General features: G+C 72.8%; 25 protein-coding genes. 13 read left to right on the plus strand and 12 right to left on the minus strand.

Going from position 1 to position 26,825, the window contains the following annotated elements; all coding sequences use genetic code 11:
* The first annotated feature begins 45 nt into the window (after positions 1-45).
* From ACBJ59_RS26135 to ACBJ59_RS26155, 5 genes are read left to right on the plus strand one after another with little or no spacing between them, the layout of a single operon-like run.
* Positions 46-1,593, plus strand: a complete 1,548-nt coding sequence (locus tag ACBJ59_RS26135) for an acyl-CoA synthetase (protein WP_375112886.1) — start codon at positions 46-48, stop codon at positions 1,591-1,593.
* Complete coding sequence (locus ACBJ59_RS26140; RefSeq protein WP_375112887.1) at positions 1,583-2,479, plus strand: Zn-ribbon domain-containing OB-fold protein; 897 nt, start codon at positions 1,583-1,585, stop codon at positions 2,477-2,479. The genes ACBJ59_RS26135 and ACBJ59_RS26140 overlap by 11 nt, the downstream gene beginning before the upstream one ends.
* Positions 2,479-3,498: a thiolase domain-containing protein gene (locus ACBJ59_RS26145; RefSeq protein WP_375112888.1), complete on the plus strand. Its 1,020-nt coding sequence runs from the start codon at positions 2,479-2,481 to the stop codon at positions 3,496-3,498. Before ACBJ59_RS26140 ends, ACBJ59_RS26145 begins: the two co-directional genes overlap by 1 nt.
* Before the next feature lie 3 nt (positions 3,499-3,501).
* A complete protein-coding gene (locus ACBJ59_RS26150) occupies positions 3,502-4,650 on the plus strand; it encodes a thiolase domain-containing protein (RefSeq protein ID WP_375112889.1) in 1,149 nt (382 codons plus the stop codon).
* Entirely contained in the window at positions 4,650-6,239 is a 1,590-nt protein-coding gene (locus ACBJ59_RS26155; RefSeq protein WP_375112890.1) for an acyl-CoA synthetase, read from the plus strand. The genes ACBJ59_RS26150 and ACBJ59_RS26155 overlap by 1 nt, the downstream gene beginning before the upstream one ends.
* A 15-nt stretch (positions 6,240-6,254) precedes the next feature.
* Here the strand turns inward: ACBJ59_RS26155 and ACBJ59_RS26160 are convergent, their stop codons facing one another.
* The 3 genes from ACBJ59_RS26160 to ACBJ59_RS26170 all read right to left on the minus strand — a co-directional run bounded on the left by ACBJ59_RS26160 (position 6,255) and on the right by ACBJ59_RS26170 (position 14,065).
* Positions 6,255-12,458 (minus strand): hypothetical protein, encoded by a 6,204-nt coding sequence (locus ACBJ59_RS26160; protein ID WP_375112891.1) that lies wholly within the window; start codon positions 12,456-12,458, stop codon positions 6,255-6,257.
* Between the two features lie 98 nt (positions 12,459-12,556).
* The gene (locus tag ACBJ59_RS26165) at positions 12,557-13,183 is read right to left on the minus strand and encodes a LysE family translocator (RefSeq protein WP_375112892.1); all 627 of its coding nucleotides are present in this window, start codon (positions 13,181-13,183) and stop codon (positions 12,557-12,559) included.
* Between the two features lie 21 nt (positions 13,184-13,204).
* Positions 13,205-14,065: a LysR family transcriptional regulator gene (locus tag ACBJ59_RS26170; protein WP_375112893.1), complete on the minus strand. Its 861-nt coding sequence runs from the start codon at positions 14,063-14,065 to the stop codon at positions 13,205-13,207.
* A gap of 110 nt (positions 14,066-14,175) precedes the next feature.
* On the opposite strand from ACBJ59_RS26170, the gene ACBJ59_RS26175 reads away from it, so the two are divergent.
* Positions 14,176-14,706 (plus strand): cysteine dioxygenase, encoded by a 531-nt coding sequence (locus tag ACBJ59_RS26175; RefSeq protein ID WP_375112894.1) that lies wholly within the window; start codon positions 14,176-14,178, stop codon positions 14,704-14,706.
* Here ACBJ59_RS26175 and ACBJ59_RS26180 read toward each other — a convergent pair.
* On the minus strand, positions 14,685-15,332 hold the full coding sequence (locus tag ACBJ59_RS26180; protein ID WP_375112895.1) for an alpha/beta fold hydrolase: 648 nt from the start codon (positions 15,330-15,332) through the stop codon (positions 14,685-14,687). The genes ACBJ59_RS26175 and ACBJ59_RS26180 overlap by 22 nt on opposite strands.
* Before the next feature lie 107 nt (positions 15,333-15,439).
* Between ACBJ59_RS26180 and ACBJ59_RS26185 the strand changes: the two genes are divergently transcribed.
* From ACBJ59_RS26185 to ACBJ59_RS26195, 3 genes are all read left to right on the plus strand, one after another.
* On the plus strand, positions 15,440-15,940 hold the full coding sequence (locus tag ACBJ59_RS26185; protein WP_375112896.1) for a pyridoxamine 5'-phosphate oxidase family protein: 501 nt from the start codon (positions 15,440-15,442) through the stop codon (positions 15,938-15,940).
* A gap of 486 nt (positions 15,941-16,426) precedes the next feature.
* Complete coding sequence (locus tag ACBJ59_RS26190) at positions 16,427-17,017, plus strand: ArsR/SmtB family transcription factor (protein WP_375112897.1); 591 nt, start codon at positions 16,427-16,429, stop codon at positions 17,015-17,017.
* Between the two features lie 26 nt (positions 17,018-17,043).
* Complete coding sequence (locus ACBJ59_RS26195; RefSeq protein WP_375112898.1) at positions 17,044-17,235, plus strand: hypothetical protein; 192 nt, start codon at positions 17,044-17,046, stop codon at positions 17,233-17,235.
* Here the strand turns inward: ACBJ59_RS26195 and ACBJ59_RS26200 are convergent.
* On the minus strand, positions 17,229-17,630 hold the full coding sequence (locus ACBJ59_RS26200; RefSeq protein WP_364119198.1) for an ester cyclase: 402 nt from the start codon (positions 17,628-17,630) through the stop codon (positions 17,229-17,231). The two genes, ACBJ59_RS26195 and ACBJ59_RS26200, sit on opposite strands and share 7 nt — an antisense overlap.
* Before the next feature lie 90 nt (positions 17,631-17,720).
* Here ACBJ59_RS26200 and ACBJ59_RS26205 point away from each other — a divergent pair, with 90 nt between their 5' ends.
* Positions 17,721-18,254: a TetR/AcrR family transcriptional regulator gene (locus tag ACBJ59_RS26205; RefSeq protein ID WP_375112899.1), complete on the plus strand. Its 534-nt coding sequence runs from the start codon at positions 17,721-17,723 to the stop codon at positions 18,252-18,254.
* Here ACBJ59_RS26205 and ACBJ59_RS26210 read toward each other — a convergent pair whose 3' ends face one another.
* Positions 18,255-18,461, minus strand: coding sequence for a hypothetical protein (locus ACBJ59_RS26210; RefSeq protein ID WP_375112900.1), 207 nt, complete (start codon positions 18,459-18,461; stop codon positions 18,255-18,257).
* 357 nt (positions 18,462-18,818) lie between these two features.
* Positions 18,819-20,174, minus strand: coding sequence for a dipeptidase (locus tag ACBJ59_RS26215; RefSeq protein ID WP_375112901.1), 1,356 nt, complete (start codon positions 20,172-20,174; stop codon positions 18,819-18,821).
* Positions 20,175-20,445: 271 nt separating this feature from the next.
* On the opposite strand from ACBJ59_RS26215, the gene ACBJ59_RS26220 reads away from it, so the two are divergent.
* From ACBJ59_RS26220 to ACBJ59_RS26230, 3 genes are all read left to right on the plus strand, one after another.
* Positions 20,446-21,828: an aspartate aminotransferase family protein gene (locus ACBJ59_RS26220; protein WP_375112902.1), complete on the plus strand. Its 1,383-nt coding sequence runs from the start codon at positions 20,446-20,448 to the stop codon at positions 21,826-21,828.
* 67 nt (positions 21,829-21,895) lie between these two features.
* A complete protein-coding gene (gene ald / locus ACBJ59_RS26225; protein WP_364119182.1) occupies positions 21,896-23,005 on the plus strand; it encodes an alanine dehydrogenase in 1,110 nt (369 codons plus the stop codon).
* A gap of 61 nt (positions 23,006-23,066) precedes the next feature.
* Positions 23,067-23,435: a VOC family protein gene (locus tag ACBJ59_RS26230; RefSeq protein ID WP_375112903.1), complete on the plus strand. Its 369-nt coding sequence runs from the start codon at positions 23,067-23,069 to the stop codon at positions 23,433-23,435.
* On the opposite strand, the gene ACBJ59_RS26235 is transcribed toward ACBJ59_RS26230, so the two are convergent.
* The 5 genes from ACBJ59_RS26235 to ACBJ59_RS26255 all read right to left on the minus strand — a co-directional run bounded on the left by ACBJ59_RS26235 (position 23,432) and on the right by ACBJ59_RS26255 (position 26,804).
* Complete coding sequence (locus ACBJ59_RS26235) at positions 23,432-24,817, minus strand: tetratricopeptide repeat protein (RefSeq protein WP_375112904.1); 1,386 nt, start codon at positions 24,815-24,817, stop codon at positions 23,432-23,434. The genes ACBJ59_RS26230 and ACBJ59_RS26235 overlap by 4 nt on opposite strands.
* Positions 24,818-24,872: 55 nt before the next feature.
* Positions 24,873-25,763 carry a sulfite exporter TauE/SafE family protein gene (locus tag ACBJ59_RS26240; RefSeq protein WP_375113180.1) on the minus strand — a complete coding sequence of 297 codons (891 nt, stop codon included), beginning with the start codon at positions 25,761-25,763 and terminating at the stop codon, positions 24,873-24,875.
* Complete coding sequence (locus ACBJ59_RS26245) at positions 25,760-25,885, minus strand: hypothetical protein (protein WP_375112905.1); 126 nt, start codon at positions 25,883-25,885, stop codon at positions 25,760-25,762. The genes ACBJ59_RS26240 and ACBJ59_RS26245 overlap by 4 nt, the downstream gene beginning before the upstream one ends.
* A gap of 90 nt (positions 25,886-25,975) precedes the next feature.
* The gene (locus tag ACBJ59_RS26250) at positions 25,976-26,266 is read right to left on the minus strand and encodes a hypothetical protein (RefSeq protein ID WP_375112906.1); all 291 of its coding nucleotides are present in this window, start codon (positions 26,264-26,266) and stop codon (positions 25,976-25,978) included.
* A gap of 166 nt (positions 26,267-26,432) precedes the next feature.
* Positions 26,433-26,804, minus strand: a complete 372-nt coding sequence (locus ACBJ59_RS26255) for a VOC family protein (protein WP_364119168.1) — start codon at positions 26,802-26,804, stop codon at positions 26,433-26,435.
* Positions 26,805-26,825: the final 21 nt, after the last annotated feature.

Below are 26,825 nucleotides of genomic sequence, written 5' to 3' on the forward strand. Positions count from 1 at the left end.
CGAGAACAGGTTCCTGTTTTGCTCGCCCTGAGCTGAGGAGATCAGATGGGCACGCTCGGTTTCTGGAGGCTCGCGCAGGCGGATCCCGAGTGGATCGCGGCCGTGGACCCGGACGGCACGCAATACCGCGCGGGCGACCTCCTCGCCCGCTCGAACCGCCTCGTGCACGGGCTGCGCGCGCTCGGCCTCCAGCCCGGCGACGGCATCTGCGGCCTGGTCCCGAACGGCGCCGACGGCCTGGTCCTCTACCTGGCCGCCCTGCAGGCCGGCTGGTACTACACCCCGATCAACTGGCACCTGACCGGCCCCGAGATCGCCTACATCGTCTCCGACAGCGAGGCCAAGGCCTTCTTCGTGCACCCGCGCTTCCTGGCCGAGGGCACCCGCGGGGCCCAGGCCATCGCGCCCGAGCGCCGCTTCCGCATGGGCGGCACGGCGGAGGAGTTCCGGCCCCTGGCGGAGCTCCTCGACGGGCAGCCCGACACGACCCCCGCCGACCGCACCGCCGGGGCCACCATGCACTACACCTCGGGCACCACCGGCAAGCCCAAAGGCGTCCGGCGGCAGCTCAGCGGCCTGGACCCGGACGACGCCGCTGAGCTCATGACCTTCCTGCTCGGGCTGTTCGGCATCACCCCCGGCCGCCCGAACGCGCACCTCGTGACCTCGCCGAGCTACCACACGGCGGTGACCCAGTTCGGCGGCACGGCGCTGCACATGGGTCACACGCTCGTCTACATGGACAGGTGGGACGCCGAGGAGATGCTCGCGCTCTGCGAGCGCCACCGCGTCACCAACTCGCACCTCGTCCCGACCCACTTCAAGCGGCTGCTCGCCCTGCCGGAGCAGACCCGCTCCAAGTACGACCTCTCCTCCCTGAAATGGATGATCCACGCCGCCGCCCCCTGTCCGATCCCGGTCAAGTGGGCCATGCTCGAGTGGTGGGGCGACTGCGTGTACGAGTACTACGCGGCCACCGAGGGCGGCGGCACCCTCGCCACGCCCGAGGGCTGGAAGGCCCACCCGGGCACGGTCGGCTCGGCGTGGCCGATCAGCGAGCTGCTCATCGCGGACGACCAGGGCGAGCCGGTGCCCACCGGGACCCCCGGGACGATCTACATGAAGATGATGGGCGTCCCGTTCGAGTACAAGGGCGACCCCGCCAAGACCGCCGCGAACCGCCTCAAGGACTACTTCACCGTCGGCGACATCGGATACCTGGACGAGGACGGCTTCCTCTACCTGTGCGACCGCAAGGCCGACATGATCATCTCCGGCGGGACGAACATCTACCCGGCCGAGATCGAGAACGAGCTCATGATCCACCCGAAGGTGGCCGACGTGGCCGTGTTCGGCATCCCGGACGAGGAGTGGGGCGAGCAGATCAAGGCCGTCGTCGAGCCCGCGCCGGGCACCGAGCCGGGGCCCGAGCTGGCCGCCGAGCTGCTGGCCTCGCTGGAGGGGCGGCTGGCCAGGATGAAGTGGCCCAAGAGCATCGACTTCATCGCCGAGATGCCCCGCGAGCCCAACGGCAAGCTGCTCAAACGCAAGCTCCGCGCCCCGTACTGGGAGGGACACGACCGTGCCATCTGATCCGCTGGTCGCTCAGCACGTCCTGGAGTTCCCCGGCGGCTACACGCGTACGACGGGACCGGTGGTCGGCCGGTTCCTGAGCGAGTTACGCGCCCGCCGCATCGTCGGGGTGCGGACGGCGGAGGGCCGGGTGCTCGTCCCGCCCCTCGAGTACGACCCCGCGACCGGCGAGCCCGTCACCGGCGAGTACGTCGAGGTCGGCCCGGCGGGCACGGTCACGACGTGGGCATGGGTGGACGAGCCGCTCGAAGGACACCCGCTCGACCGCCCCTTCGCCTGGGCGCTGATCGAGCTCGACGGCGCGGACACCGCCCTGCTGCACGCGGTGGAGGCCGAGAACCCCAAGGCGATCGGGGCCGGGACGCGCGTCTGGCCCGTCTGGCGCGACCGGCCCACCGGCCACATCACCGACATCTCCCATTTCGCCCCCGAGGTCACGAAGATCGTGTCCAACGTGCGCGCCGAATACCGCCTCCAGGCGGGCGGCGCGCTGCGCGTCTTCCTGGAGGGCGTCGAGCGCGGCGTCCTCCTCGGCGGCCGGTGCGGGAGCTGCGGCAAGGTGTACGTGCCCTACCGGGCGGCCTGCCCCGAATGCGGAAGCGCCATCCCGGAGACGCTCGAACTCCCCGACACCGGCACGATCACCACGTACGCCATCAACAACCTGCCGGATCCCCGGGCTCCGCAGGTGCCGTTCGTGTCGGCGTACATCCTGCTCGACGGCGCCGACGTCCCCATGATCGCCCTGATGGGCGACGTACCCGCACACGAGGTGCGCCAGGGCATGCGCGTCAAGGCCGTCTGGGTCCCGGAGGGCGAGCGGACGGCGTCCATGACGAACATCCGCTGGTTCGCCCCCACCGGCGAGCCGGACGTGGAGCTGTGATGAGAGACGTAGCGATCGTCGCATTCGCCCAGACGCGGCACACCGGCCAGGACACCGGCCTGACCGAGCCCGAGCTGATCCTGCCCGTGATCAACGAGGTCAAGGAGCGGACCGGGCTCAAGCGGTTCGGCTTCACCTGCTCGGGGAGCTGCGACTACCTGGCCGGGGCGCCGTTCTCGTTCGTGTCGGCGCTCGACGCGCTGGCCGCCTGGCCGCCGATCTCCGAGAGCCACGTCGAGATGGACGGCGCCTGGGCGCTGTACGAGGCGTGGGTGCGCCTCCAGCACGGCGACATCGACTCGGCCCTGGTCTACGGCTTCGGCAAGTCGTCGCTCGGCGACCTGCGCACGATCATGACGCTCCAGCTCGACCCGTACTACCTGGCCCCGCTCGGGCTCGACCAGCTCTCCTACGCCGCCCTCCAGGCCAACGCGGTCGGCGCGGACCGGCGGGAGCTCGACGAGATCGTCCGGCGCAGCCGCGCGGACGGCAGGAGCAACCCGTACGCGCTCGATCTGCCCGACCCGGACGGTGAGGACTTCGCCGTGCAACCGCTCAGGAAGACGGACGTGCCGCCCATCACGGACGGCGCGGCGGCGATCGTGCTCGCGACCGGGGACCTGGCCGCCCGGCTGTGCCCGAATCCCGCCTACATCAGGGGAATCGCGCACCGCATCGAGCCGCACTACCTGGGCCTGCGCGACCTGGCCCGGTCGGTCTCCGCGGCCGACGCCGCGCGGGCCGCGGGGGTCGGGAAGGGGCCCGTCGAGGTGGCCGAGCTGCACGCCCAGTTCCCGCACGAGGAGATCGTCCTGCGGGAGGCGCTCGAACTGGGCGGCGACACCGTGATCAACCCGTCGGGTGGCCCGCTGGCCGCCAACCCCGTCATGGCCACGGGCCTCATCCGCATCGGCGAGGCCGCGCGGCGGATCCACGACGGCGACGCGAGCCGCACGGTCGCGCACGCCGCGAGCGGCCCCTGCCTGCAGCAGAACCTCGTCACCGTCCTGGAGGCATGAACAATGGGCAACCGGTGCGCGGTCATCGGCGTCGGGCAGACGCACTACACGACCAAGCGGCGCGACGTCTCGATCGCCGGGCTGGTGCGCGAGGCGGCGCTGCGGGCGCTGGCGGACGCCGGGCTGACGTTCAAGGACATCGACGCCGTGGTCATCGGCAAGGCGCCGGACCTGTTCGAGGGCGTGATGATGCCGGAGGCGTACCTGGCGGACGCGCTCGGCGCGGCGGGCAAGCCCATGATGCGCGTGCACACGGCGGGCAGCGTGGGCGGCTCCACCGCCCTGGTCGGCGCCTCGCTGATCCAGGGCGGGGTGCACGAGCGGGTGCTCGTGGTCGCGTTCGAGAAGCAGTCGGAGTCCAACGCCACCTGGGCGCTGTCCACGCACCTGCCGTTCAACGCGTCGCTGGTGGTGGGCGCGGGCGGCTACTTCGCCCCGCACATCCGCGAGTACATGCGCAGGTCCGGCGCCCCCGGCCACATCGGCACGCTGGTGGCGGTCAAGGACCGGCTGAACGCGCTGAAGAACCCGTACGCGCACCTCAAGATCCCCGGCATCGACCAGAAGATGGTCGAGTCGACGCCCATGCTCTGGGAGCCGATCCGCTACCTGGAGACCTGCCCGTCCAGCGACGGCGCCTGCGCGCTGGTGCTGTCGTCAGAGTCGGCGGTCACCGGCACCCCGGCCTGGGTGCACGGGACGGCCATGCGCTCCGAGCCGATCTTCCGCGCCGCCCGCGACACGGTCAGCCCGCAGGCCGGCAAGGACTGCGCCGCGGACGTCTACCAGCAGGCCGGCATCACCGACCCGCGGCGGCAGATCGACGTGGCCGAGGTGTACGTCCCGTTCTCCTGGTACGAGCCGATGTGGCTGGAGAACCTGGGGTTCGCGGCGGAAGGGGAGGGATGGAAGCTCACCGAGTCGGGCGCCACGGCACTCGACGGTGACACCCCCTGGAACGCCTCGGGCGGGGTGCTGTCGAGCAATCCGATCGGGGCGTCGGGGCTGATCAGGTTCGCCGAGGCCGCGCTGCAGGTGCGCGGGATGGCCGGCGAGCACCAGGTGGAGGGCGCCCGTACGGCGCTCGGCCACGCCTATGGCGGGGGAGCCCAGTTCTTCGCGATGTGGATCCTCGGACGGGAGAGACCCTGATGGAGTTCAACCACGCTGACCTGTACGAAGGGCTCGCGGACACGATCGGGGACAGGACGGCCGTCGTCTGCGGCCAGGAAAGGCGCACCTACGCCGAGCTGGAGGCCGAGTCGAACCGGCTCGCCCACTACCTCATGGACCTCGGCGTCCAGCCGGGCCAGCACGTCGGCCTGCACCTCTACAACGGCATCGAGTACGTCGCCGGCCTGCTGGCCGCCCTCAAGATCAGGGCCGTGCCGATCAACGTCAACTACCGGTACGTCGAGGCCGAGCTGCTCTACCTCTACCGGGACGCCGACCTCCGGGCACTGCTCTACGACGTGGAGTTCGAGCCCAGGGTGGCCGCCGTGGCCGGCGACGCGCCGCTGCTGGAGCACCTGATCGCGGTGGGCGGGCAACCGTCGCTCGGCTCGGCGGTGCCGTACGCGACGGCCCTGGAACACGGCAAGCCGGAGCGGGGCTTCCCGCCGCGCTCGGGCCAGGACGTGTACATCATCTACACCGGCGGCACCACCGGCATGCCCAAGGGCGCGATGTGGCACGTCGAGGACCTGTTCATGGGCTTCGGCGGCGGCAACCCGTACGGCGAGCCGCGCGCCACCCCGCAGGAGGTCATCGACGAGGCGATCAAGGCCACCCCCATGGTCATGATGGCCGCGCCGCCGCTCATGCACGGGGCCGCGCAGATGGCCACGTTCATCTGCTGGTGCATGGGCTCGACCATCGTGTACGTGCGCAAGTTCGAGGCCGCGGAGGTCTGGCGGGCGATCGAGCGGGAGCGCGTCGCCACCCTGAACATCACCGGAGACGCCATGGCCAGGCCCCTGGCCGAGGCGCTGGAGAAGGGCTCGTACGACGTCTCCTCGCTGTTCGTGATCAGCTCGACCGGGGCCATCCTGTCCGGCGCGGTCCGCGACCGCCTCCAGGAGCTGCTCCCGAACGTCATGATCCTGGACAGTTTCGGCTCCACCGAGTCCGGCTACACGGCCTCCGGCGTGGCCGGCTCCTCGCCCGAGACGGGCCTGCGCTACCAGCCGAACGCCGTGGTCAAGCTGGCCGTGCTCGACGAGCGGAACCGCCCGGTCGAACCCGGCTCGGGGCAGATGGGGACGGTGGCGCGGTCGGGGCGGGTGGCGTTCGGCTACTACAACGACCCGGACAAGACGGCCCGCACGTTCGTCACCGACGAGGCGGGCACCCGGTGGCTGCTGACCGGTGACCTGGCCACGGTTGACCCCGACGGCACCGTGAACGTGTTCGGCCGGGGCTCGCAGTGCATCAACACCGGCGGGGAGAAGGTGTTCCCCGAGGAGGTCGAGGCGGTGCTCAAGGGGCATCCCTTGGTGTTCGACGCGGTGGTGACCGGGGTGCCGGACGAGCGGTGGGGCAACCGGGTGGCCGCCGTGATCGAGCCGCGGCCCGGCATCGAGGTCACGGCCGACGAGCTGGACGGGCACTGCCGGCGGCTTCTGTCCGGGTACAAGGTGCCTCGTACGTACGCGTTCGTGACGGAGATGGTGCGCTCGCCGGCGGGCAAGGCCGACTACCGGTGGGCCCGCGAGACGGTCGAGAACACCGCCACGGACTGAGGCAGCCGATCGGGGTCAGGTCGGGCGGCGCTGGGAGCTCAGCCGGCGCAGCTCGGCCTCGACCGCCCTCGCCTCCTCACCCCTGCCCCCGGCCGTCTCCAGCAGCTTCAGCCGCCCGATCAGCACGTCCCGGAGCAGCCCCTGCCCGCCCTCGGCCGCGGGCAGCTCGCGCAGCAGGTCCGCGGAGACCCGCAGGGCGGCCTCCGCGGCGTCGTCCCGGCCCAGCTCCCACTGGCAGAAGCCCAGGCGGGCGTGCGCCACGGCCCTGGCCAGCGCGTCCCGCGTCACCTGGGTGCTCCGGTGGAAGACGAGCCCGGCCTCCAGCGCCCGCCCCGCCTCCATCAGCGCGTCCCCCAGCATGAGCATCGCCTGGGACAGCAGCCCCGACTGCATCGGATTGTCCGGCGAGAACCGCTCCAGCGCCGCCACCGCCTCCCGCAGCGGCTGGATCGCCTTGGCCGCCAGCTCCCGCATCCTGAGCGCGGAGGCCAGGGTGAGGCAGGCGCCGGCGCGGCTGGTGTGCAGGGCGTGCGCGTTCATGCCCGCGGCCAGCAGCTCGTCGTAGATCGCGATGGCCTCGCGCGCCCTGGCCTCGGCCTCCGCGCCGCCGTCCAGCCGCAGCAGGGGGAGCAGCTCCGAGCTCTGTGCCAGGGAGTCGGCCAGGATCGCCCGGTAGGTCGGATCGTCCGGTGCCCGCCGGGCCAGCGGGATCAGGCCCTCCACGAGCGCGTTGGCCTCGCCGAGCTCGCCGAGCATCATGTGACACCTGGCCAGCCGCTGGGTGGCCAGGGCGTGCTTCACGGTGCCCGGTTCGTGGCCGGTCGTGGCGATCCGTGCGTACTCGGCGGCCTCCTGCGGGCGCCCGTCGGCCAGGAGATCGTCGGCGATCAGCGCGGCGGTCTCGGCGGCGGCCAGCGGCTCCGCCAGCCCGCCGAACAGCCGCAGGGCCTCCACCAGGTGCGCCATCGCCTCCTGCCCCCGGCCGAACGCCCGCAGCACCCGCCCCCGCACCTGAACCGCCCGCGCCCGCACCCGCGGCAGCTCCCGCCCCGCCTCCTCGGCCCGGTCCAGCTCGGCCAGCGACCAGGCGATCGCCTCCAGCGCGGCCTGCGAGCGGTCCAGCGCGGCCAGGGTGGAGCCGAGCTGGGCGTAGGTGACGGCGGCGACGGCCGGGTCGTCCAGCTCGTCACAGAGGTCGGCGGCCCGCTCGCAGTGGGCCAGCGCCTCGACGGGGCGGCCCTGGGCGAGCAGCTCGGCGGCGTACCGGTTGAGGGCCTCGGCCAGCGTACGGTCCTCGCGCTCGCCGAGCAGCACGATGGCCTGCTCGACGACGGCAAGCCCCCCGCCCGGCCCGCCCTCGGCCTCCCGGGAACCCAGCGCGGACAGCCGGGCCAGGGCGGATCCGAGGTGCTCCCGATAGACCCCTGAAACGGCGGCGAGCCCCCGGTAGACGCGCACGGCCAGCTCCGCACCCGCCACGGCGCTCGCGGTGTCACCCGCCTCCGCCGCCGCGGCACTGAACGCGGCCAGGCACCGGCCGTACCGGTCATACGTCTCGGGCGCGCCCGTCAGCGGCACCTCCCGCTCCAGCTCCTCCGTGAACGCCGTGAGCGGCCCCACCAGCTCGGCCGCCGCTCCCTCCACCGCGCCGGCGAGCTCCTCGACGAGGGCATCGAGCGCGTCCGCCCCGGGAAGCGGCCGCAGGTCCAGGATCTGCGCGTACAGATCGGTTCCGGCGGCGGGGCCCTCCTCCTCCACCCGCAACCTGGCCAGCCGGACCAGCGCCAGCAGGTGCACGCCGGCCAGATCGTGGGGGACGGGCTGCCCGAGCCGCGCCATCGCCGAGGTGCCCGCGGCCAGCCGCGTCCGGGTCGCCTCGCTCTCGTGCTGCTCGGCCAGGCAGAGCCCCCCGAGCTCCAGGCAGGTGGCGGCGACCAGCCGGTCCCCGTCGCCGGGCGGCGAGGGGGTGAAGTCGAGCGCGCGGGTGACGGACCGAAGCGCGCCTTCGGGGTCCTGCCGGGTGAACCGGATGCCGCCCTGCAGCCGCAGCGCCCCGGCCAGGGCGACGGGACGTTCGAGGCCCTCCGCCACGAGCTTGGCGTACAGCTCGACCAGCCGGTCGGCCGCCGCCTCCGCGTCGGACGGGCAGGCGGCGCGGGACAGGGCGACCGTCTCGAGGATCATCAGCTCCGCCAGCTCGGTACGGAACTCGGCGCTCGTCTGGGCGTGCGGCTCGTAGGACTCGATGGCGGTGAGCAGGTGAGGGATGGCCTCCTTGTGGCGCCCCAGCACCACCAGCGACCGGCCGAGGGCAGCGGCGACCATGCCGACGGCGATCGCGTGCGGCCCGTCGGGCGCGGCGTGCCGCTCCAGCAGCTCGGCCGCCCGCATCGCCAGCGCGAACCCTTCCCCGGCCCGCCCGGCATCCGCCCAGGCCCGGGCGAGCACGGCCTGCGCCGACAGATAAGCGTGAATCTGCTCGATCCCCGGCGCACCGGCTCCCTCGACGGCCTCCCGGCACGCCGCCAGCCGCCGCTCAGCCCGCCCGACGGCCCCCTCGTGCCCGCCCGCCGCGTCCGAGCGCCTCATGACCAGATCCAGCAGCCACGGCTGCCCGTCGGCGGCCTCCTCCCCGGCGGCCGGGCCGGCTTCCAGCCTCCTGCGCAACCTGGCCCGCACCTCGGACCGATGGGCCTCCTCGGCACCCAGCACGTCGTACAGCTCGGCGGCGATCTCCAGCTGCGCCAGGCCGTCGGCGGTCCGGCCCAGCTCGTCCAGGCAGAGGCCGAGCAGCCGCCTGCCCGTGGCCTGTGCCGCCGTGTCCCGCTCGGCCGCCACGGTCATGGCCTCCTGCAGCGGCCCGAGCGCCTCTTCCGGCCGGTCGTCGATCAGCAGCAGCTCGCCGAGATCGAGCAACTGCCCGGCCAGGGCGGGGCGGTGCTCGTCGGGTTCGAGCGTGACGAGGGCCCGCAGGCTCCGTACCGCCTCGGCGGCGGACCGTACGGCGGCGTCCAGGTCTTCCAGGCCGGCGTGCAGCCTGGAGAGCACGGCCGCGGCGGAGGCCAGCATGGCCCGCAGGCCGGGCTCCTCCCGCGCCAGCGCCCGCAGCCGGGAGACGGCCTCGGCGGCCGGGGCGAGGGCTTCGGCCGGCCTGCCGTGCGTCTCCAGCCAGCCGGCGAGCAGATGCAGGCGGTGGGCGAGGTCCCTGTCGGTCGGGGCGACGCCCTTGGCGGCGGACGTGGCGGCGACGGCCAGGCAGGCGGCCAGCTCGGGCAGCGCCGCGCCGGCCCCGATCCCCTCGAACGGCGTCAGCGGCTCCGGCACCTGTACGGCGAGCGGCTCCGGCACCTCGCCGAAGACCGCCGCCACACCCCGCTCGGACGCCTGGACGGAACCCGCGGCCGCCGCCCGGCCCGGCGGTGGCCGCCACGGCTCGAACACCGAGCCCGCCCCGCCGGCGAACGCCCGCGCGCCGGTCTCGCCCACGGGCGACCGCGCGCCGGACTCGCCGGCCGGCGCCTGCATGCGGGTCCTGCCGAGGGGCGCCTCCGGCGGCTGCCCGACGGCCATGAGCCGGCTGGCCGGTGGATCGGCCCCGGAACCCGTCGGCGGCAGGCGGTCGCCGGACGTGCCCGGGCGCGGCCGCGGGACCGTGGCCGCCTCACCGTCCGGGTGCCGGTCAGCGGCCGTCCCGGGCAGTACGGACAGGACGCCCGTCACGTTCGCCGCGAAATCGGCGTCACCACCGGCCGCCGAGAACGCCGCCACAGCCTCCTCCAGCCGTCCCGTCCCCAGGAGCGCGCAGGCGACGTTGTAATGCGCCCGCGCGGCCTGCTCCGAATACCGGAGATCGTCCTCGGCCAGGATGCGGAACCGGGCCGCCGCCTCCTGCGCGGGCTTGAGCGCGCCCCCCGCCTCACCGCCCAGCAGCAGGCATGCCCCCAGGCCGAACAGCGCCTCCGCCCGCCCGGCCGCCTCCTCGTACGGAGGAGCGCCGGCGTACGCCTCCACGGCCTCCGCCGCCGCGACCACCGCCTCGCCCACCCTGCCCACGGCGGCCAGGCTGTCCGACAACCGTGCCAGCGCCCCCGCCAGCGCGACCCGCGTACCACCCCGAGCCCGCCGGTGCCGGACAGCCAGCTCGGCGAGCGTCACGGCAAGTGCCCGCGACCCCAGCCCGGCCTCCTCCACCCGCACCGCCGGCAGCGCGGCCACGGCCTCGGCGAGCTGCCGGTCGGTGGCGAACAGCCGCAGCGCGGCGTCGAGCACGTCGCCGAGCCGGCTCGCGGGGTTGGTCACGGCCTCCGCGACCAGCCTCCCGATCCGGCTGATGACCAGCGACCACAGCGCCGCCCTGGCCCGCTCCCTACCCGCCGACAGCCGGAGGACGTCGAGCATGCGCACGAGATGCCCGACCGTGCGGCCATCCTGGTCGTGGACGGCGAGTACGAGCGCGTCCAGGCTCTCCGTCCCGGCCAGGAACTCCTCGACCAGGAGATCCGGCCCCAGCGGGCTCAGCCGTCCGTCATCGGGAGCGCCTGGTGCGCCCGCGGGGTCACGCCGGCCCGGGAAGACGCGGCCCAGCCAGTCGGCCGCGTTCCGGAGGTGAGGTGTGCCGCGAAGTCCGGGGACGGCCATCAGGAGGCCGGGGAGTTCGGCCGGGGAGGGGGCGGTGAGCGTGAGGACCGCCACGGCCTGCCGCGCTGTCACGTCGTCGAGGCGTTCCCCCGTGTCCGGCCAGACGCGGGCCCACTGATCGCGTTCGCGTGCCAGGAACCGGCCGAGCAGGCCGTCGCCGCCTCCCACCCGCCCGATCGCGTCGCCGTCCGCGTCGCACAGCCGCAGCAGGGCGGCCAGGTGGACGTGGAGCGGGAGGCCGTACTCCGGGTCGTCGAGCCGGGGCGGGGAGGGGAGGGCGGCGCGGCTCGGCGCGAACGCCTTCATGGCCGCCGACGCGTGCTCGGTCCGCTCGGTGAGCGTGAGCGGGTGGGCGTTGAGCTGCACCGTCGTGCTGTTGAACCGTCTGAGCCGGCCGCCCGCCGCCGTGTCCAGCCGCCGCCACCAGTCCGGCTCGCCGGGCTCTCTGGCCGCCAGGAGGAGGCGTACGCGGGGGTTGTGCCCGTGCTCGGCCAGCCTGCGGATCAGCTCGCCGACGAGGGGGAGGGACGGCTCGGGACGGTCGATGACGATCAGGGTGGGTCGCAGCGCGTCGGGCGACACGGCGCTCGGCGGGCCGGGCGGCGTCCCGGCCGGCAGGCCCGCCAAGGCGTCGAGGGGGAGGAAGCCCGTGTCCCAGCCCGCTTCCGCCAGTTCCGCGCACAGCTCGCCGGCCAGCCGGGTCTTCCCCGTCCCGCTGCGTCCCGTGAGGACCGCGATCGACAGCGGGGCCGGGTCGGCGGCCCACGCGCGCAGCTCCGCCAGCTCCTCGGTCCGGCCCAGGAACGGCACCACCGCGTGGCGTGCCATCAGCAGCGTCCAGTCCGGGCGGTCCTGGGGCAGCCGCACGCGGGCCGGTTGCAGGAGGGTGGGAAGTGGCGGCGAGGGGTCGCCCGCGACGGTCTCGGGAGGGCCGGGGGCGACGGCCGCCAGCTCGCGGAAGCGTTCGTCGGCCAGCAGGGCGGTCACGGGGATGGCGTCGAGGTGGCGTTGGGCGTGCCCGGAGGGGCTGGTGGCGATCACGCCAATCAGCTGGCCGGCGGGTTCGGCGAGCAGGGCGGCGCCCGACATGCCGTGCCAGAGCGAGTCCGGCATCGACTCGAGTTCGGGGCTCAGCACGCTGACCGCCAGGGTCTTCGACACCGCGCCCATCGGTGCGTCCACCAGGCCGGCCAGCGTCTCCGGGCTCCGCGCCCCTTCTCGCTGCCCCGTCTGCGGGAAGCCCCCGGCCAGCCAGCGCAGGCGATGGGCTCCGCCGGTCGCCGGCCTGGCGAATCGGGTGCGCTCGATGCCGGGCAGGTCCGCCCATACCGGCTCGGTCACCCGGAGCAGCACCGCGTTCGCGCCGCCGCGCCCCCGCCACACCGGCTCGGCCGCCACCCACCGATCCGGCCCCGGCCCGCGTACGTGGCAGGGCGCGCCAGGGCGTATCACGTGACCGGAGGTCAGCACCAGATCGGCACCGACCACATATCCGGAACCGGTCAGGCCGACCAGATCGGCGTGACCGGAGAAGACCTCGACGACCCGTTCGAGCCCGAGGCGGTGCGGTGGCGTGTCCATGAGGTCCGCCTCTTAGCTACGTCCTGACGTGCCGTCCCCCTGATCAGCGTCTGATCTCATCTCACTATCGCACTATGGCCCGGAAATTTCCTGGCTTGTCAGGCCTTCTCGGTGGTGAGCCAGGCCGCCAGCCCGAGGTAGACGACCCCGCTGCCCACATCCAGCCGCCGGCGTACGCGGGCCGACCCGCGTACCCGTCCCGCCAGGGCCGAGGCGAGCATCGCGTACGTCCCGTCCGACGCCATGCCCAGGACGATCCACAACAGCCCGAGCAGCAGGATCTGCGGCCCGACCGGCCCCGCCTCCGGGTTGGTGAAATGCGGCAGGAACGCCACGAAGAAGACGGCCGTCTTGGGGTTGAGCACGTTCACCACGAACCCCTCCCAGAACAGCCGCCGCCTCGACTGCGTCTTCACCTCGATCGGCTCGTCGCCGTCGCCCCGGCGCATCAGCTGGCGCACGCCGAGCCAGACCAGGTAGGCCACGCCCACGTACTTGACCACGGTGAACGCCGTGGCCGAGGCCGCCAGCAGCGCGCTGATGCCCAGCGCCGCGGCCGCCACGTGGACGACCGAGCCGGTGTGGACGCCGAGCACGGAGACCAGGCCGGCGCCGCGACCCTGGGAGACGCTCCGGGTGACGATGTAGAGGACCGCGGGTCCGGGAACCACCAGCAACCCGAGCGTGAGCGCGCAGAATATGGCGAGTGTCGAAATGTCCGGCATGGGGCCATGGTAGGCGTGGCGTCAAAGGCTTTCCTGGAGGGCTGCCAGCAGCGCTTCGGTGGCCGGCGGGTGTGGCGGCTCGCCGTAGACGGCGGCGTACACGTGCCTGGTCGACCCCGGCACCTCCGCCACCTCCACCTCCGGGTGGCGATGGGCGGCCAGCGCGAGCCCGGGCAGCATCGTCAGCCCCAGCCCGGCCGCGACCAGCGCCTGCACGGCCACGATGTCGTCGCTGGTGAAGGCGATCCGCGGCTCGAACCCCGCCTTCTCGCAGGTGTCGAGCAGGTGGCTGCGGCACCGGTCGCACCCGGCGATCCAGGCCGACTCGGCGTGCTCGGCCAGCCCGCCCGCGGGGCCGCTCGACACCAGGTAGCTGGGGTCGTCGAGCAGGTGCACCATGTGGATGCCGCTGTCCTCGGGGGCGGTGTCGTCGTAGCGGAACATGACCGCGACGTCCACCCGCCCGGCGCGCAGCAGCCGCAGCGCCTCCGGCGGCTCGGTCTCGGTGAGCTGCAGGCGAAGCCCAGGATGCGCGCCGGCCAGCAACCTGGCCGCCTTGGGGATGAACGTCCCCAGCGCGGACGGGAAGGCCGCCAGCCGCACCCGCCCGGAGCGCAGCCCCACGTGCGCGGCCAGTTCCTCGGCGGTGGCGTCGAGGCGGCCGATGATCTCCGCGGCCCGCTCGGCCAGCAGCCGCCCCGCCTCCGTGAGCCGGATGCCGCGCCCGGCGCGCTGGACGAGCTTGGCCCCGGTCTCCGCCTCCAGCCGGGCCAGGTGGTGGCTGACCGAGGGCTGTGAATAGTGCAGCTCCTTGGCCGCCGCGGTCAGCGAGCCCTTGCGGGCCACCGCGACGAGGACGCGCAGGCGTACGACGTCGAGCATTCATCAATCGTATCTATAGATCGACCAGAAGACTTCTGTTGGACCTATCGGTCGAAATGCAGGACCGTGAAAGGGGAAGGCCGATTGCTGATTTTCCCTAGGGGAATACCATGAATGTCGCCGTAACCACAGCCACCAGACCCGGGCTCGGCATCCTCGTGGCGGGGGTGTCGCGGATCGTCGACCGCCGGCTCGGCCGCCGCGAGACCGCCCTCGCCGTCGCCGCCCTGCTGCGCGACCACCTCCCCGGGCGCGACATCCTGACGCCCGAGGAACGCGCGGGCTCGCCCGACCGGTACGCCAGCCACGTGCTGCACGCCGAGGAGGGCTTCTCCATCGTCGGCGTCGTGTGGCGGCCCGGCCAGGACACGGTGATCCACGACCACGTCTCGTGGTGCACGTTCGGCATCCTCAGCGGGATCGAGCACGAGACGCTCTACCGCGACATGGGCGACCACCTCGTGGAGATCGGGCGGGCCGACAACCGGCCGGGCGAGGTCAGCGGGTTCGCGCCGCCCGGGGACATCCACAAGGTACGCAACACCAGCGCGGAGGTCGGGGTGTCGCTGCACGTGTACGGGGCCGACGTGGCCAGGCTCGGCAGCAGCGTACGCCGGGTCTACGACCTCCCGGTCAGGTAACCCTCCAGCCGGTCGGCCAGCTCCCGGGGCCTCGCCAGCATGGGAGCGTGGCCGCCGCCGATCTCGTCGGGCGTGATGCCGAGCCGGTCGCGCACGACCCGGCGCATGAACTCGGGGGTGAAGAACCGGTCGTCCCGGCACAGCAGGAATCTGGTCGGCACGTCCGGCCACGCGCCCAGCGGCCACGGCTCCAGCACCGCCTTGTCCGCATGGGAGCGCCCCCGGGACAGGCACTCCTCGGCGAGCTCCTTGGGCACGTCGTGCAGGAACAGCTCGACCGTGTCCATCTCCGCCTGCTCGAATCCCGTGTTGCCCCACCACTCGGACGGCGGCTCGCCGGGGACCGGGACCATGGCCGTGACCAGCACCAGGAGCTCGGCAGGCGTCCGCGCGCAGACGAGCGGCCCGACGAACCCGCCCCACGAATGCGCCACGACGACCAGGTCGCGGCGGCCCCCGACGGCTTCGACCACGGTGTCGGCGTGGTCGAGCAGGCCCGCGTTCTCGTCCTCGACCGGCAGGTCCACCGCCACCACGTCATGCCCGCGACCGCGTAGCTCGGGCTCCAGTAGGTGCCAGTCCCAGGCGGAACCCCCGCCACCGTGGATCAGCGCGAACGTGGCCATATTGCGATACCTCCGAAGTCAGGCGACACCCCATCCTGCCCCGGCCGATGAGTTCCCGGCGCCGGCCAGGTCTGTCCATTGACGACCGCCGCACCGAAGGAGTGACCATGGAACCGACCACCCGGCTGGACGCCCGCTTCAGCGCCGAGAACGCCGCCCCGACGTCCTGGGCCGAGGCCCGCGACCAGCTGGAGCGCGCGGAGACGTACTGGCTGAGCACCGTACGCGCCGACGGCCGCCCGCACGTCTCCACGCTGCTGGCCGTCTGGCAGGACGACGCGCTCTACTTCTGCACGGGTGCCGAGGAGCAGAAGGCCAGGAACCTGGAGGCCAACCGCAAATGCGCGCTCACCACCGGAGCCAGCGCCCTGCACGAGGGCCTGGACCTGGTGGTGGAGGGCGTCGCGGAGCGGGTCACGGACCCCGGCAAGCTCAAGCGGCTGGCCGATGCCTGGGAGGCCAAGTACACCAGCGAGTGGCACTTCGAGATCGCCGACGAGGGGTTCGTGAACTCCGCCGGCGGGGTGGCCCTGGTCTTCGAGGTGGCGCCGGCCAAGGTGCTGGGCTTCCGCAAGGGCGACTACGCGCAGACGCGCTGGCGGTTCTGAGCCGCTCAGGCGCCCGTGATGAGGCGCCTTTCCAGGGCGATGACGCGCTCGATGCTCCGCAGGTCGTAGTTGCTCAGGATGACCGCCGTCCAGTCGAGGTCGAGGTAGATCGACCAGCTCGTCGAGATGCCGCCCGCGCCGCCGCCGTGGGTGATGATCCGCTGGTTGTCGTAGATGGGGGCGACGGGCCCGTACGCCTGGAGCCCGCGGGAGGGGTGCTCGCCCGGGCCGCGCCGGAGGACGCGAGCAGGCCGCCGGCGGCCAGCGGAACGGCGCCGGCCAGCCCGAGTGCCGCCCGGCGCGACGGCTGACGGCCGGATGAGGATTGCTGCGGGGCCACAGGATCCCTTTCGCCGGTGACGATCTGACGTGTGAGATGCAATCGCGTTCGCCGTTTCCCCGGCGTTTCCGGATCCTCCGGAGATCCGAAACGTAATTTGCGCAAACTATATTGCGCAAATTTTCTTTTCTATCTACTCTGCTGTCATGGCCCCCACCGAGAAGACCCATCGCGTCAAGGACCTCGACACGCTCAAGGCCCTGGGTCACCCGCTGCGCATCCAGCTCTACCGCGCGCTCCACGTCGCCGGCGCGGCGACCGCCTCGCAACTCGCCGAGCAGGTGGACGAGGCGGTGTCGCTGGTCAGCTACCACCTGCGCAAGCTGGCCGCGCACGGGATCATCGAGGAGGCCGAGGGCCGCGGCGGGGACGCCAGAGAGCGCTGGTGGCGGCCGGCCGCCACCGGCATCGCCACCAGGGAAGAGGACTTCAGCGACGGCCCCGAGCGCGCCGCCGTCCACACCGCGGTCTCGCGCGTGTTCGCCCGCCAGCGCGGCGAGCTGTACCAGAGCTATCTCGACACGAAGTCCGCCTGGAGCGACGACTGGCGCCACGCGGCCTTCAGCTCCGAGCACTGGCTGGCGCTCACGGCCGCCGAACTGGACGAGATGGGGGAGGAGCTCAACGCGCTGGTCCGGAGCTGGCGGCGGCGCGGCGAGGCGGCGCGGGAGGCGGGCGACACGGAGGGCCGGGAGAACGTGGCCGTGCACACGTACGGCTTCCCGTTCCGTACCTGACGGCCCTGATCGGGAGGAGAGAGCCGATGAATCCGGACTTATACCTGTACGTTGAGCGGGTCCGGGCCCGCGAGCTGCGAGCCGACGCCGAACGCCACCGCCTCACCCGGACCGCCGCAGCCCCGGGCCCGGCGGTCCGGGCCTGGGAGGCGCGGCTGGGCTGGGCGCTGGTGGCGGTGGGCCTGCGGCTCGTGCAGCGCCGGGCCGTCGACTACTGAGCGAGCCCGAGCTGGTGGCCCATGGCCACCGTGTCCCTGATGGCCCAGTGCTCCACGATCCGGCCGTCCCGTACGCGGATCAGGTCCATCCCGCGCACCTCGTAACGCCGGCCCGAGGCGGTGTGGGTGCCCCGGCTGAGGTAGACGTTGGCCGACAGGTCGCCGTCGTGCACGTTCTGCTCGACCTCGACCGAGACGTCGTGGAAGCCCGTCTCCCCGGAGGCCGTCCGCTCCCACTTCTCCCGCCACGCCGCCAGTCCGTGGTGGTCGCCGTCGGTGCCGCCCCGATGGTCGATCACGTCGGGGTCGATGAGGGCGAGCGCCTCGTCCATCCGCCCGGCCAGCGCCTCCGGGTAGAGCTCCAGGATCCGCCGATGCACCTCCGCAGCCGTCATGGCGACCCTCCTTCCAGCTAAGTGGGGAACTCCCCGTTTATGGTTATCGGCTACAGTAACCGGGGACTTCCCCACTTAGCAAGGAGTCAGATGGGATCGTCTCGCCCGCTGCGGGCGGATGCGCAGCGCAATCGCGACCTGCTGCTGGCCGCGGCGGCCCGGGTGTTCGCCGAACGCGGCACCGACGCGCCGCTGGACGAGGTCGCCCGCCGCGCCGGAGTCGGGAACGCCACCATGTACCGGCATTTCCCCACCCGCTCCGACCTGCTCGTCGCCGTCTACGCCGACGAGGTGGCCCAGCTCTGCGCCGGCGCGGAGGAGCTGCGGGCGGCCGGCTCGCCGCGGGAGGCGCTGCACGAGTGGCTGCGGCGGTTCATGGACCACCTCACCACCAAGCGCGACCTGGCCCTGGCCGCCTCCCACGAGACGGCCCGGCACGCCGAGTGGCATCGATCGATGCTCGGCGCCGCCTCAGGGCTGCTGGAGGAGGCCCAACGAGCCGGTGACGTACGCGCGGACCTGGACGTACGCGACCTGCTCACACTCGTCAGGGGCATCACCCTGGCCGCCGCGGACCGGGCCCAGGCCGAGCGCCTGCTGTCCCTGGTGAACTGGCGGGCCTGATCACGGCACGTCGCCCGCCCGGTCCACGATGCCCGACCCGAGCACCGACATCCCCACGACCTCGCCGTCGTTCACCACCTTCACTCCCATGTAGTGGTAGTCCTCCGGATCGAGGACGTAGTACGCCTTGACACCGTCCCCGGCGTCGAACGCCACCCCGACGCCCCGGCGCCCGTCCAGGTCGGTGGTGCCCGGCTCGACCGACACGTGCGGGATCCTGGCCAGCGCCCGCCACCGAGGCCGCGGTCGTACGTGTCCAGGCGCTGCAGGGCCACGGCGAACGTCTCGGCGACGATGTCGTCGGCCGGTTCCACGCCCAGCCGCCGCACGACGTAATGCTTGAGCTCGGGAGCGTGGTCGACGAACAAGGTGGCGAACCGCTCGGGCTCGTGCCGGGGCACCGCGTCCACCGCGCCACCGCCGCCCGCCCGGCTCTCGTGTCGCATGTCTTGCCTCTCGGGTGTCTCTGGTCATGACACGAGTAATTGCCACGAACAGGGACGGCGGTTCCAAAAACGATCAGCCCACCCGGTAACCGGGTGGGCTGACGGTGCGGGAGGGGGACTAAACGCCCAGGGCCGAGGGCAGGCTCAGCTCCTGCAGGAACAGCGCCTCGGTGGTCGCCACCCTGCGCAGCTCCTCCAGGTCCACCCGCTCGTTCGGCGCGTGGATGGCCGCCTCCTCGTCCTCCGCCCCGAACAGCAGGATCTCCGCCGCCGGGTACTGCTTCAGCAGCGTGTTGACGAGGGGGATCGAGCCCCCGGCGCCGACGTCGCGCGGCGGGCGGCCGAAGGCGCGCTCCATGGCGCGGTTCAGGGCCGCGCGGGCCTTGCCGCCCGAGTCGGCCTGGAAGCCCGACCCGACCGTGAAGTCCCCGAACGACACCTGCACGTTCCACGGCGTCACCTGGCGCAGGAACTCCACGACCGCGTTCACCGTCGTCTTCGGGTCGCCGGCCGGAGGCACGCGCACCGTCACCCGGGCCCGCGCCGCCGGCTGGACGGCGTTGACCGCGCCCGACACCGTCGGCACGTCCAGCCCCGTGACCGTGATTGCGTACGAGGACCACAGCCGGTCCGCCAGCGAGCCCGAGCCCACCAGAGACACCCCGTCCAGCACCCCGGCCGTCTTCCTGAACTCCTCCTCCGACGGCCCGTGCCCGAGGAACGAACCCCGGGGCAGCCCCGGCACGCGGATGTCGCCGTTGTCGTCGTGCAGCGAGGTCAGCATGCGCATGAGCGCGGCCAGCGCGTCGGGGGCCGCCCCGCCGAACGAGCCGCTGTGCAGGGCCTCCCGCAGCGTACGGACCTCGATCGTGAAGGCGGCCATCCCGCGCAGCGAGGTCGTGACCGCTGGGTCGCCCACGCGCGGGTTGCCGGTGTCGGCCACCACGATGGCGTCGGCCCGCAGCAGGTCGGGGTTGCGCTCGACGAACGCCTCCAGCCGGTCGCCCGCGTATTCCTCCTGGCCCTCGATGATGACCTTGATGCCCACCGGGAACCGGCCCTGGAAGGCGCGCAGGGCGGTGACGTGCGAGATGACGCCCGACTTGTCGTCCGCGCAGCCCCGCCCGTACAGGCGGCCGTCGATCAGGGTCGGCTCGAACGGCGGCGTCCGCCACGTGGCCGGGTCGCCCGCCGGCTGCACGTCGTAGTGCGCGTAGAGCAGGACCGTGGGCATGCCGGGAGGCGCGGGCGCCTCGCCGTAGACGGCGGGGAAGCTGCCCTCGACGGCAACCTGCTGCACGCGCGGCAGGCCGGTGGAGCGCAGGAGCTCCTCCGTCATGGCGGCGGCGGCGAACACGGGCTCTTCCGGGTGCCCGGGGAAGGCCACGGAGGGAATGGCGGCGAGCCGCTTGAGCTCCTCGATGGCCTGTGGCATCGCGGCGGAGACAGCGCTCTCGATCTGTTCAGGAGTCACGGGACGGTCCCCCGGGGGTTGTTCTAACGGTTAACAACAATTCATAGCGGTTGACAGCAGTTTGCTCTCATTGGATCACAACAGCCCCCACGCTGCGGGAACGGGGCGGGCACAGCCTTGACCCGCGCGCTAATCTACTGCGGATTTCGTTGTTGTTACATACCGGTTCTGCGGATCTCGATTTTCTTGCATAGTGCTGCGACCGATTCGCTTGGCAAACCGCAGGTGAGCATGCAGACTGTGGGGAGTTTAGACACGAGGGAAGATAACCATGACGCAGCCGGAACACGACGTCCTGAAGGCCGCGCAGGACAACCTGTGGTTGCACTTCACCAGGCACAGTGCCTACGAACAGTCCGAGATCCCGACCATCGTGCGCGGTGAGGGATCGTACGTCTACGACATCCACGGCAAGCGCTACCTCGACGGCCTGGCCGGGCTGTTCGTGGTCCAGGTGGGCCACGGTCGCCAGGAGCTGGCCGAGGCCGCCGCCAAGCAGGCCCAGGAGCTGGCGTTCTTCCCGCTGTGGTCCTACGCCCACCCCAAGGCGGCCGAGCTGGCCCAGCGACTGGCCTCCCACACTCCCGGCGAGCTGAACCGCGTCTTCTTCACCACGGGCGGCGGCGAGGCGGTCGAGACCGCCTGGAAGCTGGCCAAGCAGTACTACAAGCTCGTCGGCAAGCCGCTCAAGCACAAGGTCATCAGCCGCCAGATCGCCTATCACGGCACCCCGCAGGGCGCGCTGTCGATCACCGGCATCCCGGCGTTCAAGCAGATGTTCGAGCCCCTCGTGCCGGGCTCGGTCCGCGTGCCCAACACCAACCACTACCGCGCCGACGAGATCACCGGTGTCCCGGGCATGACGCCCGAGCAGTACGGCATCTGGGCCGCCGACCGGGTGGCCCGCGCCATCGAGATGGAGGGCCCCGACACGGTGGCCGCCGTCTTCGCCGAGCCCGTCCAGAACGCCGGCGGTTGCTTCCCGCCGCCTCCCGGCTACTTCCAGCGCCTGCGCGAGATCTGCGACGAGTACGACGTGCTGCTCGTCTCCGACGAGGTCATCTGCGCCTTCGGCCGGCTGGGCACCATGTTCGGCGGCCAGAAGTTCGACTACGTGCCTGACATCATCACCTGCGCCAAGGGCATGACCAGCGGCTACTCGCCCATCGGCGCCATGATCGCGCACGAGCGGCTGTTCGAGCCGTTCAAGGACGGCGACACCATGTTCGCCCACGGCTACACCTTCGGCGGGCACCCGGTCTCCGCGGCCGTGGCCCTGGCCAACCTCGACATCTTCGAGCGCGAGGACCTGCTCGGCCACGTGACGAAGAACGAGCCCCTGTTCAAGCAGACCCTCGACGACCTGCGCGACCTGCCGATCGTCGGCGACGTGCGCGGCTCCGGCTACTTCTGGGGCATCGAGCTGGTCAAGGACAAGGCCACGAAGGAGACGTTCGACGCGGCCGAGTCCGAGCGGCTGCTGCGCGGCTTCCTGTCGAAGGCGCTGTTCGACGCCGGCCTCTACTGCCGCGCCGACGACCGCGGCGACCCCGTCATCCAGCTCGCTCCGCCGCTCATCGCCGGCCAGAAGGAGTTCGACGAGATCGGGTCGATCCTCCGCGGCGTGCTCACCGAGGCGTGGGCGCGCCTCTAGGCCCCGCCTGAGAACCACCCCTCAATCCGGTACGACGAAGTGCCGGTTCCCGAAAGGATCCACCGCAATGAAGATCGGCGTCCCAGCCGAGGTCAAAAACCACGAATATCGCGTCGCCGCCACCCCGGCGGGCGTGCACGAGCTGGTGCGCAACGGGCACGACGTCACCGTACAGCGGGGCGCGGGCCTGGGCTCGCAGATCACGGACGAGGAGTACCTCGCGGCGGGCGCGAAGATCATCGATAGCGCCGACGCCGTGTGGGCCGAGGCGGACATGGTGCTCAAGGTGAAGGAGCCGATCGCCGAGGAGTACCACCGGCTGCGCGAGGGGCTGGTGCTGTTCACGTACCTGCACCTGGCCGCCTCCCGCCCCTGCACCGACGCCCTGCTCGGCGCCCGGACCACGGGCATCGCGTACGAGACCGTGCAGGTGGGCAACGCCCTGCCGCTGCTCGCCCCGATGTCGGAGGTCGCGGGCCGGCTGGCGCCGCAGGTGGGCGCGTACAACCTGATGCGCTTCAACGGCGGCCGGGGCGTCCTGCCGGGCGGCGTGCCCGGCGTGGCCCCGGCGAAGGTGGTCGTGATCGGCGGCGGCGTCTCCGGGCTGAACGCCGCCCAGATCGCCGTCGGCATGGGTGCCGAGGTCACCGTCCTCGACACCAACATCGACCGGCTGCGCTTCATCGACGCCATCTACCAGGGCCGGCTCAAGACGCTGGTCTCCACGCGGTACGCGATCGAGCAGGAGGTCCTGCAGGCCGACCTGGTCATCGGCGCGGTGCTGATCCCCGGCGCCAAGGCCCCGACGCTGGTCTCCAACGACCTGGTCGCGCGCATGAAGCCGGGCTCGGTGCTCGTCGACATCGCCATCGACCAGGGTGGCTGCTTCGAGGACTCGCGTCCGACCACGCACGCGGAGCCGACGTACAAGGTGCACGAGTCGGTCTTCTACTGCGTGGCCAACATGCCGGGCTCCGTGGCCAACACCTCCACGTACGCCCTGACCAACGCGACCCTCCCGTACGCGGTCAAGCTGGCCAACCTGGGCTGGCGCGAGGCCCTGAAGGTCGACGCCGGCCTGGCGGCCGGGCTCAACACGCACGACGGCCTGCTCACCAACGAGCCGGTCGCCGAGGCGCTCGGCCTGGCCTACACCCCGGTCGCCGAGCTCGTCTGATTGTCGGCGGTGGAGGGTACGGTGGCGCCACCGTACCCTCCACCATCCTTGAGAGGCAGCGATGGCGCTCAGCATCAGCCAGGTCACCATCTACGTCGCGGACCAGCAGCGGGCGGTCGACTTCTGGTCGGGCAAGGTGGGCTTCGAGGTCACCCGCGACATGCCGTACGGCGATGACCGCTGGATCGAGGTGCAGCCGCCCGGCGGCGGCACCCGCCTGGTGATCAGCAAGGCCGATCCCGACGGGCCGGCGCTGGTCAAGGACATGCCCAACTACGTTCTGTTCCAGGCCGACGACATCGTCAAGACGCACCGGGAGCTGGCGGGGCGCGGCGTGGTGTTCACCCAGGAGCCCACGCGGCAGCCGTGGGGCTGGTCGGCCGTGTTCACCGACGACGACGGCAACCTGTTCCATCTGGGCCAGAGCTAGCGCACGCCCAGGCGCCGCCGCAGGTCGCGGGCGGTGGCCAGCACGTGCTCGAGCTCGTTCGGGCTCGGCCACGGCGCGCTGCCGGGGCGCACCAGCGTGCCGCGCACCGACGCCAGGTGCTCGACCGCGCTCATGTGCACCCCGCTCCGCGCCGCCAGCCACGCGAACACGTCGGAGTGGTTGTGCAGCGGCCTGGTCACCAGGTCCCACGTGCCCAGCACCTCGGCCAGGTCGGCCACCGCCAGCGGGACACCGCCCCGGCGCGCGATGGCCGCCGCGGCCAGCTCGGCCCTGGCGGTCAGTTCGGGCTCGGCGTGCCGGCCCCAGGCGGGCGGCGGCGGATCCGCCAGCCACTCCTGCGCCTCCCCGTGCTCCCCGGCCACCGACAGCAGCCCGCCCAGCTCGACCGCGGCCCCGTGGTGCCCGGCCTCGGCCGCCTGCCGGAACCAGTGCTGCCCGCCCGCCAGGTCGCCGAACTCGGCGATGAGCAGCAGGCCGTAGTTGAAGGCCGCCTCGGCGTCCCCGCCGGCCGCCGCCCGGCCGAACCAGTGGCTGGCCGCCGCCGTGTCGCCGAGCTCCACGCAGACGAAGCCGGCCATCCGCTGGTCCTCCGCCCGCCCGGCGGCGGCCGCCTGCTCGTACCAGCCCCGCGCCGTACGCAGGTCGCCCCGGGACAGCGCGACCCCGCCCAGCCGCGAGGCCGCGCCGGGATGCTCGCTGCGCGCGGCCAGCCGGTAGTAGGCCTCGGCGCCCTCGGGGTCGCGGCTGGCGTGCAGGTAGAGGCCCATGCAGTACGCCGACTCGGCGTGGCCGCCCCTGGCCGCGCACTCCCACCAGTGCACGGTCTCCTCCTCCTCGCCCGCCGCGTAGGCCAGGAAGCCCAGGTCGTGGGCGGAGGCCGCGTCACCGTCCGTGGCCGCCCGGCGGTGCCACTCGCGCGCCGTGCCCGGCTCGCCCGCGTCCTCGTACATCAGGGCCAGCCTGCGGGCGGCCGTCCTGGACCCGCCCGTGGCCCCGATCTCGAACCAGGCCCTGGCCGCCTCGGCGTCGCCGCGCTGCTCCAGCAGGAGCGTGGCCAGGTTCGTGGCAGCCTCGGCGTCGCCGGTGCCGGCGGCGGCTTCGTACCAGGTGACGGCCTCCTCCAGGCTGCCGTGTTTCTCGTGCCAGATGCCCAGGTTGTAGGCGCTGTCGACGTTGCCGCCCGCGGCCGCCAGCTCCCACCAGAGCTTGGCCGCCGCGCGGTCGCCGTGCTGGGCGTAGAGCTTGCCGAGCCGGTGCGCGGCCTGCGCGTCGCCCGCGCGCGCCGCGGCCAGCAGCTCGGGCTCGTCTCCCACGCGCGGCGCCGGTACGGCCGGCGCCGCCACCTCTCCTTGCCAGGCCATGGCGACAGACTGGCACGTGATCGCCCGATCGCGAACCGTAATCGCCGACAAGGCTCTACGAGAAGTCGATGAACCCGGTGTACATGCCCATTCCGCACGCGTACCGCAGCCGGCCGGGCGGTTGCGGCGGCAGCCGGACGGTGGCCGGCAGGGCGACGTCGCGCCCGGCGATCGAGACGGTGCCGGCGCAGCCCCGGTCCGCCAGCTTGAAGACCACCTCGACGGGCACCCCGGCCCGCGCCGACACCATGGCCGGCCGGTAGCCCTCCCGCGTCGCCCACACGGTGACCGACCGCGCGGGCGGGCCGGCCGCCTCGGGAGCGGCGGTGGAGACCCAGCCGCCCAGGTTGATCCCGGCCCCGGCGGTCCAGAGCCCGGCGGCGATCGCCACGACCCCGGCCACCCGGGCCAGCCTGGTCCGGGAGATGCGCCGCAGGAGGTATCCGAGCAGCGCGAACGCCGGCGCGGTGCCGACGACGAACCCCGCCATGGCCGCCGCCCCCGCCGCCGGGGAGCCGCTGGAGATGGCGAGCATCTCGATGCCGAGCGTCACCCCGCAGGGCACCAGGATCGTGGCCGCGCCCAGCAGGGGGGCCTTGTACCGGGACGGAGCCGCCGGCTCCGCGGGCGCGCAGCCGGCGCGCCCGCGCCGCATGAGCCTGATGGCGAAGACGATGACCGTGAGCCCGGCCGCGACGAGCAGCGCCGCCCGCGCCTGCGGCGGCAGGGCGACGGCCGAGCCGAGCAGCCCGAGCAGCGCCCCCACAGCGGTGTACGACACCAGCCGCCCCGCCAGGAACCAGCCCACCAGCGCGGGATCACGCCCGCGGGAGCCGTCGACGAGGCCCATCAGTAGCCCGCCCTGCGCCGCCGTGCAGGTGGCGGTGCCCGCGACCAGGCCCGCGGCGAGCCCGCCGGCCAGCAGGGTGAGGGTCTGCCCGCTCAGCGGACGAGCGCCAGGTCGGCCGGAGACCCGCTCCTGGCGGCCGCCACGATCGGGCCGAAGGGGTCGGGGGCGTCAGTGATGATCACCTGGCACTGGCCGCAGAGCTCGGCGATGGACCGCATGCTTGTCCCCACTCTCGACGAAGCCGTCTCCGAAACGTAACGCGACTCCATGGATGCGGCCAGTGACACTTGTTACACCCTTAGTGATGTTTAGGAGGATCCGCCCCTGAGAACGGACATCCTTTCGAAGTATTCGTCATCGGTCATCTCACCGCGTGCGTACCTCTCGGCCAGGATCTGCTCGGCGGACGCGGTCGGCGAGGCCGCCGGAGCGTTGGCCGCGGTGGCGTGCGCGCGGCGCGGGCCCCACCAGCCCTTCCGCCAGCCCGTGACGGCCACCGCGATGAGCGAGACCCAGAGCAGCCCCCAGATGACCGGGAAGATCGGCGAGAAGCCGCCGGCGCCGCCCCAGTGCGGCGCCCATTGGGCGATGGTGTTCATGTTCTCCTCCTTGGTTCGTACCTCCAGGGTCCGCCGGCGGAGGACATGACGAATCGGATGTGGGGCTCTGTTCGCGCTCCGCCCCGGGGAGTGCTCGGGCGGGCGGGCCGTACGACGGCTGGGGTAGCGCCCCGGCGCGTCTCGTCGTCCTCAGGGCGGGGGCCGGTCAGGCCAGGCAGAACTCGTTGCCCTCGGGGTCGGCCAGCACGACCCAGTCGTCGTGCGTGGTCAGCAGCTTGGCGCCGAGCCCGATCAGCCGGTCGATCTCGCTGTCGAGGTCGTCGGCGCGCAGGTCGAGGTGGAGCCGGTTCTTGACGATCTTGCGCTCGGGCACCCGCTGGAACCACAGCCGCGGCGATCCGCCGTCGACCAGCACGGTCGGATCGTCCTCCGGGTCGAGGACCCCTTCCTCGCGCAGCCGCGCGAGCTCGGTCTCGTCATAGGGCGCCACGGCGTAGCCGTCGAGCACCGCCGCCCAGAACCGGGCCAGCGAGGCCGGGTGCCGGCAGTCCACCACCACGTCATGCAGCCTGGCCATCGGGCCTCCTCGCCTCGACGT

This window comes from Nonomuraea sp. MTCD27 (genome assembly GCF_041950495.1).
Lineage (GTDB): Bacteria > Actinomycetota > Actinomycetes > Streptosporangiales > Streptosporangiaceae > Nonomuraea.